Annotated in this window: 16 protein-coding genes; 5 read left to right on the plus strand and 11 right to left on the minus strand. The window is 61.1% G+C overall.

From position 1 onward, the window contains the following. Positions 1–69: 69 nt before the first annotated feature. Positions 70–1,029, plus strand: a complete 960-nt coding sequence (locus HFK74_RS13290) for an amino acid ABC transporter permease (protein WP_180203898.1) — start codon at positions 70–72, stop codon at positions 1,027–1,029. Beyond that, entirely contained in the window at positions 1,022–1,756 is a 735-nt protein-coding gene (locus HFK74_RS13295) for an amino acid ABC transporter ATP-binding protein (RefSeq protein ID WP_180203899.1), read from the plus strand. The genes HFK74_RS13290 and HFK74_RS13295 overlap by 8 nt, the downstream gene beginning before the upstream one ends. 143 nt (positions 1,757–1,899) lie before the next feature. Here the strand turns inward: HFK74_RS13295 and HFK74_RS13300 are convergent, their stop codons facing one another. The 10 genes from HFK74_RS13300 to ubiE all read right to left on the minus strand — a co-directional run bounded on the left by HFK74_RS13300 (position 1,900) and on the right by ubiE (position 10,028). After that, positions 1,900–3,816: a methyl-accepting chemotaxis protein gene (locus tag HFK74_RS13300; RefSeq protein ID WP_180203900.1), complete on the minus strand. Its 1,917-nt coding sequence runs from the start codon at positions 3,814–3,816 to the stop codon at positions 1,900–1,902. A 181-nt stretch (positions 3,817–3,997) separates the two neighbouring features. After that, on the minus strand, positions 3,998–4,705 hold the full coding sequence (locus tag HFK74_RS13305; protein WP_180203901.1) for a 16S rRNA (uracil(1498)-N(3))-methyltransferase: 708 nt from the start codon (positions 4,703–4,705) through the stop codon (positions 3,998–4,000). Continuing rightward, positions 4,702–5,496 (minus strand): twin-arginine translocase subunit TatC, encoded by a 795-nt coding sequence (tatC, locus tag HFK74_RS13310; RefSeq protein WP_008058092.1) that lies wholly within the window; start codon positions 5,494–5,496, stop codon positions 4,702–4,704. The genes HFK74_RS13305 and tatC overlap by 4 nt, the downstream gene beginning before the upstream one ends. Continuing rightward, a complete protein-coding gene (tatB, locus tag HFK74_RS13315; RefSeq protein WP_180203902.1) occupies positions 5,493–5,918 on the minus strand; it encodes a Sec-independent protein translocase protein TatB in 426 nt (141 codons plus the stop codon). The genes tatC and tatB overlap by 4 nt, the downstream gene beginning before the upstream one ends. 10 nt (positions 5,919–5,928) lie before the next feature. Next, a complete protein-coding gene (locus tag HFK74_RS13320; protein WP_180203903.1) occupies positions 5,929–6,201 on the minus strand; it encodes a twin-arginine translocase TatA/TatE family subunit in 273 nt (90 codons plus the stop codon). 25 nt (positions 6,202–6,226) lie between these two features. After that, positions 6,227–6,559, minus strand: a complete 333-nt coding sequence (locus HFK74_RS13325; protein ID WP_007899279.1) for a phosphoribosyl-ATP diphosphatase — start codon at positions 6,557–6,559, stop codon at positions 6,227–6,229. Beyond that, positions 6,552–6,953, minus strand: coding sequence for a phosphoribosyl-AMP cyclohydrolase (gene hisI, locus HFK74_RS13330; RefSeq protein ID WP_180203904.1), 402 nt, complete (start codon positions 6,951–6,953; stop codon positions 6,552–6,554). The genes HFK74_RS13325 and hisI overlap by 8 nt, the downstream gene beginning before the upstream one ends. A gap of 80 nt (positions 6,954–7,033) precedes the next feature. Continuing rightward, the gene (gene ubiB, locus HFK74_RS13335) at positions 7,034–8,638 is read right to left on the minus strand and encodes a ubiquinone biosynthesis regulatory protein kinase UbiB (RefSeq protein WP_180203905.1); all 1,605 of its coding nucleotides are present in this window, start codon (positions 8,636–8,638) and stop codon (positions 7,034–7,036) included. After that, entirely contained in the window at positions 8,635–9,258 is a 624-nt protein-coding gene (locus HFK74_RS13340; RefSeq protein WP_180203906.1) for an SCP2 domain-containing protein, read from the minus strand. The genes ubiB and HFK74_RS13340 overlap by 4 nt, the downstream gene beginning before the upstream one ends. Further along, positions 9,258–10,028 carry a bifunctional demethylmenaquinone methyltransferase/2-methoxy-6-polyprenyl-1,4-benzoquinol methylase UbiE gene (gene ubiE, locus HFK74_RS13345; protein ID WP_007989286.1) on the minus strand — a complete coding sequence of 257 codons (771 nt, stop codon included), beginning with the start codon at positions 10,026–10,028 and terminating at the stop codon, positions 9,258–9,260. The genes HFK74_RS13340 and ubiE overlap by 1 nt, the downstream gene beginning before the upstream one ends. A 155-nt stretch (positions 10,029–10,183) precedes the next feature. Between ubiE and HFK74_RS13350 the strand changes: the two genes are divergently transcribed. The 3 genes from HFK74_RS13350 to HFK74_RS13360 all read left to right on the plus strand — a co-directional run bounded on the left by HFK74_RS13350 (position 10,184) and on the right by HFK74_RS13360 (position 11,993). After that, positions 10,184–10,459 carry a polyhydroxyalkanoic acid system family protein gene (locus tag HFK74_RS13350; RefSeq protein ID WP_008058103.1) on the plus strand — a complete coding sequence of 92 codons (276 nt, stop codon included), beginning with the start codon at positions 10,184–10,186 and terminating at the stop codon, positions 10,457–10,459. A gap of 243 nt (positions 10,460–10,702) precedes the next feature. After that, entirely contained in the window at positions 10,703–11,125 is a 423-nt protein-coding gene (locus tag HFK74_RS13355; RefSeq protein ID WP_180203907.1) for a phasin family protein, read from the plus strand. Positions 11,126–11,135: 10 nt separating this feature from the next. Further along, a complete protein-coding gene (locus HFK74_RS13360; RefSeq protein ID WP_180203908.1) occupies positions 11,136–11,993 on the plus strand; it encodes a phasin family protein in 858 nt (285 codons plus the stop codon). A gap of 70 nt (positions 11,994–12,063) precedes the next feature. On the opposite strand, the gene HFK74_RS13365 is transcribed toward HFK74_RS13360, so the two are convergent. Next, positions 12,064–12,681, minus strand: a complete 618-nt coding sequence (locus HFK74_RS13365) for a TetR/AcrR family transcriptional regulator (RefSeq protein ID WP_180203909.1) — start codon at positions 12,679–12,681, stop codon at positions 12,064–12,066. Positions 12,682–12,730 lie beyond the last annotated feature (49 nt).

Genomic DNA, 12,730 nt, shown 5'->3' on the forward strand with positions numbered 1-12,730 from the left:
CATTCCCCTGTGGGAGCCAGCCTGCTGGCGATGACGGCCTCCAAGGCAACACAAATCCCGGAACCTGTAATGAAACAGAAAAAAGCCCAATGGCCCTGGCACGTGCTGACCGTGCTGGTGCTGATCGGCCTGGCTAGCGCGTTGTATTACGCCACCTCGCTGATGTCCTACGAATGGCGTTGGAACCGCGTACCGCAGTACTTTGCCTACCAAGCCGAAGAGTCCCAGCGCGCCGCCGACATCTCTACCGTCAGCGAACTGGTGCGCAAGGGCGGCAAGGCAGAAGTCACCCTGCGCAATGACGCCGGCGACGAGCAACACCTGACTGTCGATGACAACAGCCTGCAAGTCGCCCAAGGCGATGACGTGGCCGAAGGCGATGTGATTGGCGTCACCCGTCACTGGGCCGCTGGGCCGTTGTTGTGGGGGCTGTGGACCACGCTGTGGCTGTCGGTGGTGTCTGGCGTGCTCGGCCTGTTGATCGGCCTGGCGACAGGCCTGTGCCGGCTGTCGAACAACCCGACCCTGCGCGACCTTTCGACTATTTACGTCGAGCTGGTGCGCGGTACGCCGCTGCTGGTACAGATCTTCATTTTCTACTTCTTTATCGGCACCGTGATGAACCTGTCCCGGGAGTTCGCCGGGATCGCCGCACTGTCGCTGTTCACCGGCGCCTACGTGGCGGAAATCATCCGCTCCGGCGTGCAGTCGATTGCCCGTGGCCAGAACGAAGCCGCGCGTTCCCTGGGCTTGAGCGCGGGGCAGTCGATGCGTCATGTGGTGTTGCCGCAGGCGTTCAAACGCGTATTGCCGCCGCTGGCTGGGCAGTTCATCAGCCTGGTGAAAGACACGTCGCTGGTGTCGGTGATCGCGATTACCGAACTGCTCAAAAGCGGCCGCGAAGTCATCACCACCTCGTTCTCGCCGTTCGAAATCCTGTTCTGCGTCGCCGGCCTGTACCTGTTGATCAACCTGCCGCTGTCGAAAATCGCCAGCCGGCTTGAGCGGAGGCTCGCGCAAAGTGATTGAAGTCCGCGATCTGGTAAAAGTCTACGACACCCGTGGCCAGGTGGTGCGTGCCGTCGATAACGTCTCCACCAATGTGGCCAAGGGCGAAGTGCTGGTAGTGATCGGTCCGTCCGGTTCCGGCAAGTCGACCTTCCTGCGCTGCCTCAATGGCCTTGAAGAGTTCGACTCGGGCTCGGTGAGTATCGATGGCCTGCAACTGGCTGACCCGAAGACTGACGTGAACGCCTATCGCCGCGAAGTCGGCATGGTGTTCCAGCACTTCAACCTGTTCCCGCACATGACCGTGCTGGAAAACCTCTGCCTCGCACAGAAAGTCGTGCGCAAGCGCGGCAAGAAAGAGCGCGAGGCCAAGGCCATGGCGCTGCTGGAAAAGGTCGGTATTGCCCAGAAGGCCAATGAGTTTCCGTCGCGCCTGTCCGGCGGTCAGCAACAGCGTGTGGCCATTGCCCGGGCTTTGGCGATGGAGCCGAAGGTCATGCTGTTCGATGAGCCGACTTCGGCGCTGGACCCGGAAATGGTCGGGGAAGTGCTGGATGTGATGAAAAACCTGGCCGTGGAAGGCATGACCATGGTCTGCGTCACCCATGAAATGGGCTTTGCCCGGGAAGTGGCGGATCGGGTGTTGTTCTTCGATCACGGGAAGTTGCTGGAAGATGCTTCGCCGGCGGAGTTCTTTGATGCACCGAAGGATCCGCGGGCTCAGGCGTTCCTGCGGCAGGTCCTCTAAATGCAGCGGCCTTGGGGGCCGCTAATCGCCAGCAGGCTGGCTCCCACAGGGTTTGGTGTGAACACCACAAATCCACTGTGGGAGCCAGCCTGCTGGCGATTGCATCACCTCGGTCCCATGCGAACCGAGGCCCTCGCATCACCTCAAACCCTGAACTTGCCCACCAGCATCTGCAAATGCGTCCCCAACCGCGCCAGCTCGATGCTGGACGCCGCCGTCTCTTCACTCGCAGCCGACGTCTGGTCCGACACATCGCGTACGTTCAGCACGCTACGGTTGATCTCTTCGGCGACAGCGCTCTGCTGTTCCGCAGCGGCGGCAATCTGCTGGTTCATCGCCTGGATCGCCGACACCGTGCGGGTGATGTTCTCCAGTGAGCCGCCGGCGCGACGGGTCAGCTCCACGCTGCTGTCGGTCAGGGCGCGGCTGTTGTCCATGATGCTTGCCACTTGCTGCGTACCGTTTTGCAGGCCGACGATCAGCTCTTCGATCTCTTCGGTGGACTTCTGGGTGCGTTGCGCCAGGCTGCGTACTTCATCGGCGACCACCGCGAAACCACGTCCGGCTTCACCGGCACGGGCGGCTTCAATGGCCGCGTTGAGCGCCAGCAGGTTGGTTTGCTGGGCAACGGACTTGATCACGTCGAGCACGCTGCCGATCTTGTCGCTTTCGCGCTTGAGCTCGCCCATGGCCTCGGTGGAGTGACTCACTTCCAGGGCCAGGCGCTCGATCTGTGCGATGGCTTCGCCCACCACCTTGTCCCCTTCGCGGGCCTGTTGATCGGCGGCGACGGCGGCCTCGGAGGCTTCCTCGGCGTTGCGCGCGACTTCCTGCACCGTGGCGGTCATTTCATTCATGGCGGTGGCCACCTGGTCGGTTTCGACCTTCTGGTTGGTGACACCGGCGCTGGTTTGTTCGGTAACGGCGGACAGTTCCTCGGCGGCGCTGGCAATTTGTGTAACGCCGTCGCTGATGCCGCCGATCAGTTCACGCAGGCCTTGGGTCATGCTCTGGATGGCCCGTTGCAGCTGGCCAAGTTCGTCCTGGCGCTTGGACAGCAGGTTGTGGGTCAGGTCGCCGGCAGCGATGCGCTCGGCCGCCTTGAGGGTCTGGTTCAGCGGAATCACGATCTGCCGGGTGATGGCCCAGGCGGCAAACAGGCCAAAGACCAGCGCCAGGACGGTGGCCAGCAACAGCATGTTCTTGGCGTGCGCTACGTCGGTATCGCGCACCAGCGTTTGTGAGACGGTGAGCTTCTGGCTGACCTGGAGCAGGATTTCCCCTTGCGCGGCCATGTGTTTGAACGCTTCGGCGCTGGCGGTCTGGGAATCACGGTACTGGCTGACCGCGGCGCGGTAGGCTTTGAGTGAGTCGGTCGCCTGCTGCAGGTTACCGATGTGTTGTTCCGGCAGCTTCGATGGCAGGCTTTGCAGGTATTTCAGGGCGTTGTCGATGGCATCCAGCGCCGGTTGCTCGGCCTCGGCCTTACCGCTGTAGGTGTAGCCACGCACCTGGAAGCGCGCTTGCTGGATCAGTTTGCTCAGGTCGATCACGCTGTTTAACTGCGCCACGCTGTCGCCTTGCAGCATGGATTGTTCGACTTCAGCGACTTTGGCCACGGCATTGTCGGCGGTGGCGCCCAGTTTGCTGCGGGCGTCTTCGCGGCTGGCGCTAATCTGGGTCATGGACGCGAAGGCTTGCTTGTATTGGCTCACGGCGGCCAATTGCTGGTCGACCATGGCCACGTCGGCGGGTTGCTCGATCATCCGGCGAGCCGCTTGCAGGTTGGTGTCGAGCTTGTTCAGCAAATCATTCACGGCGCCGGGGCCTTGTTCGCCGCGGCGCATTTCGTAGTCCATGCGGGCGATACGCAGGTCTTTGGTCATCCCGTTGATATCGGAAATGAACCCCAGCGTATCACCGCGACGGGTGACGTCGCTCAGGCCGGTCCAGCCGGTGAAGGTGATCAGCATCGTCAGCAGCAGCACAAGACCGAAGCCAACGCCCAGCTTGCGGTTTACGCTTACGTTCCCCAGTTTATCGGCTAGCGATTGGTACATGCTGCAGCTCCCTTGGACCACACATTGGTTTCATGGGAGGTATATCGGCAGGCGGTGAACATTCTGTAGGAGCCGAGCTTGCTCGCGATGGACGTTAACGAAGACGAGGGCTGTCTGGATGACTGCGGCGCCTTCACGTCTTTCGCGAGCAGGCTCGCTCCTACAGGGGGGCGGTGTTGGGTTAGAAGAGGCGTGCCAGCAGGGCAGTGACGGCGGTTTCCACGCGCAGGATGCGCTCACCCAGCTGCACCGGTTGCAGGCCGGATTTGCCCAGCAAGTCGATCTCATACGGGATCCAGCCACCCTCCGGGCCAATGGCCAGGGTCACAGGCTCGGTCAGGGCGCGGGGGCAGGGCGGGTACTGACCCGGATGGCCAACCAGGCCGAGGGTGCCCTCGGTGATGGCAGGCAGGCGATCTTCGACGAACGGCTTGAAGCGTTTCTCGATCACGACTTGCGGCAGCACGCTGTCCCTGGCCTGTTCTAGGCCAAGGATCAATTGCTCGCGAATGGCCTCGGGCTCCAGGAACGGGGTCTGCCAGAAGCTCTTCTCGACGCGATAGCTGTTCACCAGCACGACCCGTGGCACACCCATGGCCGCGACGGTCTGGAACACCCTGCGCAGCATCTTGGGCCGCGGCAGGGCCAGGACCAGGGTCAATGGCAGCTTGGCGGGTGGAGGCTGGTCGAGGGTGACGCGCAGTTCCGCCTCGCTGGCGTCCAGGCGCAGGACCTCGGCCGACCCCATCAGGCCGCCGATGCGGCCGACCCGCATGCTGTCACCGACTTCACAGCGGTGGACTTCCTGCATGTGGGTCAACCGCCGATCACGCAGCACAACCCGGTCGGCCGCAATGAAGTCGGCCTCTTCAAGGAGCAGCAGGTTCACGGTTGGGTCGCTGGCGGCTGGTCGTTGTTATCGTCGGCAGGCTGGTCGTCCGGATGCTCGCCACGCTTGCTGATCAGGCTGCCGAACAGGATGCCGATTTCAAACAGCAGCCACATCGGTACGGCCAACAGGGTCTGCGAGAAAATGTCCGGCGGGGTCAGGATCATGCCGACCACGAAGCAGCCGATGATCACGTACGGGCGGATTTTCTTCAGGTACTTGACGTCGACCACGCCGATCCACACCAGCAGCACCACGGCCACCGGGATTTCGAACGCCACGCCGAAGGCGAAGAACAGCGTCATGACGAAATCGAGGTAGCTGGTGATGTCGGTCATCATTTCCACACCGGCCGGGGTGGCGGCGGCGAAGAATTTGAAGATCAACGGGAACACCAGGAAATAGGCGAATGCCATGCCGGCGTAGAACAGCACGATGCTCGAGCACAGCAAGGGAACGGCGATGCGCTTCTCGTGCTTGTACAGGCCTGGCGCGATGAAGCCCCAGATCTGGTGCAGGATCACCGGGATCGCCAGGAACAGCGACACCATCATGGTCAGCTTCAGTGGCGTCAGGAACGGCGACGACACATCCGTGGCAATCATCGTCGCACCGGCTGGCAGGTAGGCCCGCAGCGGGGTCGAGACGAAGGTGTAGATCTGCTGGGTAAAGGCGAACAGCCCGGCAAAAATGATGAAGATCGCCGCTACGCAGCGCAGCAGGCGGGTACGCAACTCGGTGAGGTGCGAAACCAGCGGCATGTGCTGGTCGTTTTCAGGAAGATCGCTCATGGGGCTCGCGGCGGCAGTGTTGGGTCATGAGGGGCCGGCGCAACGGGCGCAGCCGCAGGTGCAACGGGGGCGGCCGGCGTCGCTGCAACAGGTGCAGCGGCGACCGGCGCAGGTTCAACGACAGGCGCATCAATCGTCTGCGTCGCCACAGGCTCGACGGGTGTCGGCTGCTGTTGGGTCGGCGAGAAGATCTTGCGGGCCTCCTGCTCAAGCGACAGGATGTGCTCGTTGTGCAGTTGCCGACGAATCTCGTCGGCACCGATTTCACGTTCAACTTCCTGTTTGATTGCATTGAAGCTGCGCTTGAGGCGCCCAACCCACAGGCCGGCGGTGCGCGCAGCGCCCGGCAGGCGCTCGGGGCCCAGCACCAGCAGGGCGACGAGACCAACGAGCAGCAGTTCAGAGAAGCTGATACCAAACATTAGTCAGTGCTCACGAGTCTTTGCGGATCGGCTCTTCGACTTTCTGTGCCTGCACGTCGATGGTGTGCGGCTGGTTCACAGAGGCCTGTGGCTGAACCGGTGGCACCGGTTGGGCCGGAGTCGCTGTCGGATCGGCCGGTTTTTCGTCGTCGTTCATGGCTTTCTTGAAGCCCTTGATCGACTCGCCGACGTCGGTGCCGAGGTTTTTCAGTTTCTTGGTGCCGAATACCAGTACCACGACAACCAGGATGACGATCCAGTGTTTCCAGTCAAAAATGCCCATGCTGCTGCTCCTCTCTAATAGTTATTCAGGCGGACGGGCGCGAGGCTTTCTCGGCGTGCCCGGACAGACCGAAGCGACGGTCCAGTTCATCGAGTACAGCCTGGGGATGCTGCCCCAATTGGGCGAGCATGACCATGCTGTGGAACCACAAATCGGCGGTTTCGTAGATCACATCGCTGCAGTCGCCGCTGATGGCGGCGTCCTTGGCGGCAATGATGGTCTCGACCGACTCTTCACCGACTTTTTCCAGAATCTTGTTCAAGCCCTTGTGGTACAGGCTGGCAACGTACGAGCTGTCGGCGGCGGCGCCTTTGCGCTCTTCCAGCACCTGGGCCAGACGGGTCAACGTGTCACTCATGTTTGTGTCCTGCGGAGTAGATGGCGTGCGGATCTTTCAGGACCGGGTCGACAGTCGTCCAGTCGCCGTTCTCGAAAACACGGTAGAAGCAACTCTGGCGGCCGGTATGGCAGGCGATGTCGCCGATTTGCTCGACCATCAGGATGATCACGTCGGCGTCGCAGTCCAGGCGCATCTCATGCAGCTTCTGCACGTGGCCGGACTCTTCGCCCTTGCGCCACAGCTTGCCACGCGAGCGCGACCAGTAGATGGCGCGGTTCTCGGCAGCCGTCAGTTCCAATGCTTCGCGGTTCATCCAGGCCATCATCAGGACGCGCCCGGTCTTGTGGTCCTGGGCAATCGCCGGCACCAGGCCGTCGGCATCCCATTTGATCTCGTCCAGCCAGTTGTTCATCTTCGACTCCGACAGCGAGCCCGACACATCATTAGTCAGGCTCAACGTTGAAACAGTGTGCCAGTGCGCAGCACAACTGGCTATCGGCGAACGACCAGATACAAGCCGACCGCCATCATGATGCCCGCCGGCCAGTAGGCCAGGTCGTTCAATGGCCCGCCCACGGCGAGGATCGCGCCACCGGCCAGATGGGCCGTACCGAGCAGGCGCAGGAACCAGTCATCGCGGCGACGGTGCCACGGCGGTGGCGGATCGCTGGCGTGGGGCTGGGACAGGCGTTCGAGCAGGTCGCGGGTCATGTTGGCCAGGTGCGGGATCTGTTCGATCTGGCTCTGCACGTTGCCAAACAAGGCTTTAGGACTGACGCGCTCACGCATCCAGCGCTCGAGGAAGGGCTGCGCGGTGTTCCACAGGTCGAGGTCCGGGTACAGCTGACGGCCCAGGCCTTCGATGTTCAGCAGGGTCTTCTGCAACAGGACAAGCTGCGGCTGTACTTCCATGTTGAAGCGCCGGGCGGTCTGGAACAGGCGCATCAGCACCTGGCCGAAGGAAATATCTTTTAATGGTTTTTCGAAGATCGGCTCGCACACAGTACGGATCGCCGCTTCGAATTCGTTGAGTTTGGTTTCCGCCGGCACCCAGCCCGAATCGATGTGCAGCTGGGCCACACGCCGGTAATCACGCTTGAAGAACGCGAACAGGTTACGCGCCAGGTAATCCTGGTCCTCCGGGGTCAGGCTGCCGACGATGCCGCAGTCGATCGCAATGTACTGCGGGCTCCACGGGTTGACGGTGCTGACGAAGATGTTGCCGGGGTGCATGTCGGCATGGAAGAAGCTGTCGCGGAACACCTGGGTGAAGAAAATCTCCACGCCACGTTCGGCGAGCATTTTCATGTCGGTGCGCTGGTCAGCCAGGGTTGCCAGGTCAGTGACCTGGATGCCGTATATGCGCTCCATCACCAGCACTTTCGGCCGGCACCAGTCCCAATAGACTTGTGGCACATAGAGCAGCGGCGAACCGTCGAAGTTGCGCTTCAGCTGGCTGGCGTTGGCCGCCTCGCGCAGCAGGTCGAGTTCGTCATAGATGGTTTTTTCGTAGTCCTGGACCACGTCCACCGGGTGCAGCAGGCGCGCATCGGCCGAGAGTTTTTCCGCGGCGCGGGCGAGGATGAACAGCCACGCCAGATCTTGCGCGATCACCGGCTTGAGGCCCGGCCGGATCACCTTGACCACAACCTCCTCACCGGTTTTCAGTTGCGCGGCGTGCACCTGGGCCACCGACGCCGAGGCCAGCGGTTCGACGTCGAAGCGGCTGAATACTTCACTGATTTTCTTGCCGAGCTGCTCTTCGATCAGCTTGACCGACACTTGCGAGTCGAACGGCGGCACGCGGTCCTGCAGCATCATCAGCTCATCGGCGATGTCTTCGGGCAGCAGGTCGCGGCGGGTGGACAGGATCTGCCCGAACTTGATGAAAATCGGCCCCAGGTCCTGCAACGCCAGGCGCAGTCGTGCGCCACGGCTCAGGTCCAGGGTCTTGCGCGGAAACCAGCGCCACGGCAAGGCGTAACGCAGCACCAGCAGGAACCAGGGCAGCGGCAGGGCGAACAGCAGGTCATCGAGGCGGTAGCGGATCACGACGCGCTGGATGCGCAACAAACGGCGGACGGCAAGCAGCTTCATGCGTTATCGCTTGGGTCGAGGGATCGGGAAAGGCGCTCGAAACGCGCCTCGAGACGTTCCAGATCGAGTTTGATCTGGTCCAGTTCACTGAATCGGGCTTCGGCTTCGCGCTGACCGACGAGGGTGCGTGATTCTTCGGCCAGGTATTCGCCCAGGTTCTGGCCGAGGCTGGCGAACCCTTGCTGATACCAGCGGGCGCGGCTGCGCAGGTGACCGCCGACCAGTTGCGTGGCGACGGGGCCGAGCCAGCGTGAGAGTTCGTACTCCCAGTCCAGCTCAAGGTCCTGGAGGATGGCTGCCAGTTCCAGCAGCACCCCGCTATCGCCGTCGAGCTCGACTTCTGGTGCGTGCAGTACCGCCGTCTTGTCCTTGCTCATCGCCAGCTTCAGCAGGCTGGAGGCCGGCGCACGCAAGGTGCAGTCGGCGCCGGTTTCCCAATGGGACGCAAGCATCAGGCCCTCATCGCTGGGCATGATGAACACTTGCAACGCCGGGCTGCGGCAATCGACGGCAATCACTTTGCCAGCCAAATGCGCCAGCCGCGGCAGCGCCGTGCTGTCGAGACGAAGCACCCGGTTCAGGCCAAGCTCAACGCTGGCGAGCACGCCGGCGAGCAGCATCAGGGCTTGATGCCACGGTGCAGGGCGACGATGCCTGCGGTCATGTTGTGATAGGTCACGCGGTCGAAACCGGCCTCGACCATCATCGACTTCAGGGTTTCCTGGTTCGGGTGCATGCGGATCGATTCGGCCAGGTAGCGGTAGCTTTCCGAGTCATTGGTGATCAGCTTGCCCATCAACGGCATGAAGGCGAACGAGTAGGCGTCGTAGGCCTTGGACATCAGCGCGTTGGTCGGCTTGGAGAACTCCAGCACCAGCAGGCGACCACCAGGCTTGAGCACGCGCAACATGGAGCGCAGGGCGTCTTCCTTGTGCGTGACGTTGCGCAGGCCGAAGGCGATGGTCACGCAGTCGAAATGGTTGTCCGGGAACGGCAGTTTTTCCGCATCGGCCTGTACGAATTCGACGTTGCCGGCCACACCCAGGTCCAGCAGGCGGTCACGGCCGACCTTGAGCATGGATTCGTTGATGTCGGCCAGCACCACCTGGCCAGTCGGGCCAACGAGGTGCGAGAACTTGCGGGTCAGGTCGCCCGTGCCGCCAGCGATGTCCAGCACCCGGTTACCGGTGCGCACGCCCGACAATTCGATCGCGAATCGCTTCCACAGACGGTGCATGCCGCCCGACAGGAGGTCGTTCATCAGGTCGTACTTGGCGGCTACCGAGTGGAAAACCTCAGCGACTTTTTCCGCTTTCTGGCTTTCCGGAACGTTTTTGAAGCCGAAGTGAGTGGTGGGTTCGGCATCGCTGCCTTTGCGCTGATCAGTCATATCGCTGTCACCAAAAGAGAATGCGCGACATTCTAATCCCCAAGGGATGCTTTGTCTTGGCAAGGCTGCAGGTAAGATGGATCACCCTCGGGACGTTTTGCCGCAGCAGCGGTCAAGATTCAATGAACAAGCATTCATAAAGCAGGAGTCATTCAATGGCCCATTTTAGTGTTGAGCGTGCCCACGGCCTGGGTAAGGAAGCGGCCCGCGAGAAGGCCGACAAGCTGGCGCAAAAACTTTCCGATCAATATGGCCTGGAGCCGCAGTGGTCCGGTGACACCCTGAACCTCAAGCGCTCCGGTGTGAAAGGCGCGGTGCATGTCACTGACGACTCGATCAAGGTCGATGTGGAGTTGGGCCTGATGATGTCGGCCATGAGCGGCATGATCAAGGCGGAAATCGAAAAGGCGTTGGATAAAGCGCTCGTCTGATTCCCGAGTCGAACCACATCCCCTGTAGGAGTGAGCCTGCTCGCGATGACGGAGTGTCAGCCGACATAAATGTTGACTGACACTCCGTCATCGCGAGCAGGCTCACTCCTACATTTTTTTGTGGTGCGGCCAATGAATCATGTCGGTTGTTAGGGTGCCGTTTCTAATTTTTCTCCCTACTTTGTGCCAGAGCCCGACACTTATCCGGGCAGTTCCTCAAACCTTCTGCGCGTGAGGTGCACCATGGCAAAAGTTATTTTGAAGAAAAAAATCGACGCATCGACGACCGCTCTGCATGACGTCAAATCGTATGCCCGCAAGATCTGGCTGGCAGGCCTGGGTGCCTACACCAAGGTCGGCCAAGAGGGTAGCGAGTACTTTCAAGAGTTGATCAAGGCCGGGCAAGCAGTTGAAACCAAAGGCAAAAAAGTAGTTGCCGAGAAGCTTGAAGCGGCCAATGCCGAGATCGATGAAGCCAAGAGTGAAGTGAGCACTTTCAAAGGCAAGGTCGAACTGCAACTCGACAAAGTCGAGAGAGCGTTCGACACGCGTGTCGCAAGTACCTTGAATCGTATCGGCATTCCGTCTAAACATGACGTTGAGGCACTCTCTGCCAAGCTCGATGAGCTCACGGCACTGCTCGAACGCGTCGAGCGTAAATCTTAAGGAGAACGGGATGGCTGGTAAAAAGAATACTGACAAAGAAGGCAGCTCGTGGATCGGGAAAGTCGAAGACTACTCCCGCAAGATCTGGCTGGCTGGTTTGGGCGTGTACTCGAAGATCGACACTGACGGCAGCAAACTCTTCGACTCGCTGGTCAAGGACGGCGAGAAAGCCGAGAAGCTCACCAAGAGCGCTGTTGGCAAGACTGTCGACGCCGCCAAGGACTCCGCTTCGTCGGCCAAGTCGCGCATCAGTGGCGTGAAAGATCGTGCACTGGGCAAGTGGGATGAGCTCGAAGGTGCTTTCGACAAGCGCCTGAACAGCGCCATTTCGCGCCTGGGCGTGCCGAGCCGCAATGAAGTCAAGGCGCTGCACAGCAAGGTCGATACCCTGACCAAGCAAATCGAAAAACTCACCGGTGCCAAGGTTGCGCCTGTTGCGGCGAAAACCGCGGCAGCTAAACCTGCCGCCAAAACCGCAGCCAAGCCATTGGCCAAAGCGGCAGCCAAACCTGCTGCTAAAGCAGCTGCTAAACCGGCTGCAAAAACTGCCGCTGCCAAGCCAGCCGCCGCCAAACCTGCGGCCAAACCGGCAGCTGCTAAAGCCGCCGCCAAGCCTGCAGCGAAAACCGCTGCCGCCAAACCGGCAGCCAAGCCAGCAGCAAAACCTGCTGCTGCGAAAAAACCAGCAGTGAAAAAACCGGCCGCTCCAAAAGCTGCCGCCGCCAAACCAGCAGAGGCTCCAGCCAAACCGGCAACGCCGGTTGCTTCGGCCGCTCCGGCCAGCGCTGCGAACTCCGCTGCCGCGCCGACCCCTGCTGTAACCCAGACTGCCGCGCCAGCTCCATCGACGCCAACCAGTCAGTCCTGATCGTTCAGGGCTCTAAAAAAACGCCCGGCCTGCCAAGGTCGGGCGTTTTTGTTTGAGGCTTGAAAAGATCTTAATGCTCTTCCAGGTACTGCAGCGCCATTTGCTCAGTCGCCGCTTTGATCGGTGGCAGCAAGTGCGGTGCCACCAGCATCATGATCTGGTAGACCACCAATCGCACTTCGCCTGCGCGGCCGAGTATCCGCTGATAGTCCAGTGAGAACAGCAGTGTCAGGGTGATCTGCTCCACCAGTTGCCCCAGCGCCTGGGTGTCGCTGACCAGTTGCCCCAGGGCCTTCAATCGGGCCAGCAGCGACGCCAGTGTGCGCTTGAGCGCATTGAGCAGGTTGCGAATACCCTTGGCCAGTTTCGGCAGGCGCCCGGCCAGGTTCGACAGGTCCTGGAACAGAAAGCGATAGTGGGACAGGCGTTCGACGATCAGGTGCAGGAACAGCCAGTAATCTTCAGGGGCCAGCTCGACGTCGGCCGGGGGATCGAGCAACGGGGCCAGTTCGGTCTGGAAACGTTCGAACAAGCCGAGAATCAGCGGTTCCTTGCCGTGGAAGTGGTAGTACAGATTGCCCGGGCTGATGCCCATTTCGTTGGCAACTTCCATGGTGGAAACATTCGGTTCGCCCTTCTCATTGAACAACTGCAGGGCACATTCGAGGATCCGTTCGCGGGTTTTCATCCAGTCTTCTTATGATCGGGTCATGCCACGGCCGGTAGAGACCGTGGTC

This window comes from Pseudomonas sp. SbOxS1 (assembly GCF_013416725.1).
Taxonomy (GTDB): domain Bacteria; phylum Pseudomonadota; class Gammaproteobacteria; order Pseudomonadales; family Pseudomonadaceae; genus Aquipseudomonas.